2 protein-coding genes are annotated in these 1,029 nt (G+C 40.8%); both read right to left on the minus strand.

Features of this window, described 5'->3' with window-relative positions; genetic code table 11:
- Positions 1 to 175: 175 nt before the first annotated feature.
- Positions 176 to 745, minus strand: coding sequence for a fimbrial protein (locus AB8804_RS23250; protein ID WP_371190296.1), 570 nt, complete (start codon positions 743 to 745; stop codon positions 176 to 178).
- A gap of 9 nt (positions 746 to 754) precedes the next feature.
- On the minus strand, positions 755 to 1,029 hold a 275-nt coding region (locus tag AB8804_RS23255), incomplete at its 5' end, for a fimbrial protein (RefSeq protein ID WP_371190297.1).

Consider the following 1,029-nt stretch of genomic DNA (forward strand, 5'->3'; position numbering starts at 1 on the left):
CATAACATCAGGTTTAATCGACACACGCCATTAATTATTTTCAACGTTCGGCAGTTTCCTACACGCCGAGCTTTTACAATAAATTATTTTTCAGCTACATCTATTTATTGCTATTATAAGGGAAATAATTAGACTCAGCTAGCGAAATACTCCCTTTAACATATCTGATTAATAGTCACTCATACTCAAGACTAAATGTTGCAACCGCACTGAAGTTACCGTAGCCGATGGTTCTATTTACTATCGCTTTTGGCTCTCCTTTTATATAGGCCTTTAGCTCGATGGGAGTGTCCCCTTTCTTCAACAAAAAAACGTCACTTGCCTTATTTAGTGCTAAAGGCTTGGCATCCAACGTCTCTAATCCAATAGCAATACCACTCGCCTCACTGCTGGCATCAATATCAAGCAACCCCGGCAAGGTTACATTCTCCTTTCCAGTGAAAGTTATCTTCACACTTTTCCCTAAGTTGATATCACACTCAACAAGGCGAATTTCAAATTTTTGGCCAGGTGTGCGAGTATTTAGATACAAGTATTTGCCGACGACATTATTGAAATCCAGATATATCTCATCATCTCCTGGAGCGATGATACAAGGTTCTGCCACAATAGCACCGTGCAAATGCACATTATTATCTTGTGCTCTTAGCGAAAATGTAGTCAAACCCAACATCGGCAGTATTGTCCAAAATAAAGTTTGCAGAACACGGCAGCAGCTATGCTGCTGCGATTTAACCCAGTTCATCGCTTGCCCTTATTCATAGTCAGCACGTAACGTAGCCCAAGACTCGAACGCCCCTTTGGTTAGAACAGCTCCATCCTTTTTGACCGGAACTGCTTCCAAACGAGGCGGACTGTTAATATCAATATTTAATGAACTTCCGGGGCGAAATGGTTTATCATTCTGATAAATACGTATACCAAGATCTGTCTTATCTGTTTGTAATGCCTGTTCATCAAATCCCGCCACACCGCCACTAAGACTTAACTTTAAAGACCATCCGGTTCCTTTACCACATGTTATAATAT

It is taken from the genome of Enterobacter sp. KBR-315C3_2022 (assembly GCF_041399425.1).
Classification (GTDB): domain Bacteria; phylum Pseudomonadota; class Gammaproteobacteria; order Enterobacterales; family Enterobacteriaceae; genus Enterobacter.

Excerpts from the sequence above, each read along its gene's own strand:
- AB8804_RS23250 (WP_371190296.1), bottom strand. The coding sequence starts at position 745 with ATGAACTGGGTTAAATCGCAGCAGCATAGCTGCTGCCGTGTTCTGCAA.